At 43.2% G+C, this 373-nt stretch carries 1 protein-coding gene; it reads left to right on the forward strand.

Going from position 1 to position 373, the window contains the following annotated elements; genetic code table 11:
- On the forward strand, positions 1-373 hold a 373-nt coding region (locus AB4512_RS25390; protein WP_372176231.1), incomplete at both ends, for a hypothetical protein.

The raw sequence follows: 373 nt of genomic DNA on the forward strand, positions 1-373 counted from the left end.
GTACTACCTACACCTTTGTGGATGCTGATACTCCAATAACCATTGATCTAATCAACGATTTTGACAGTGGTAGCGTATACGGCCAATTTACCCTTTCACCTGATGGTAGCTATCAACTAACCACGAATCCCAATGTAACGACCAATCCTGCCGATCCTAAGATCGTCGATGATATTGATTATTTGGTGCGAGATGCCGACGGCGATGAAGTGGTAAGTAACGCGGAGCTCATACTGGATGATAACGAAGGCTTTATTCGTTATGAAGATTCAGAAACCACAGAAGATAACGACGCCATTATTGTTGTGAGTGTTTCTACTGGAGACGTGGACCAAAGCGAAACTGTTGCTGCTATTGAATTCTCAGAAGATTC

The organism is Vibrio sp. 10N.222.52.B7, assembly GCF_041474275.1.
Classification (GTDB): Bacteria; Pseudomonadota; Gammaproteobacteria; order Enterobacterales; family Vibrionaceae; genus Vibrio; species Vibrio crassostreae_C.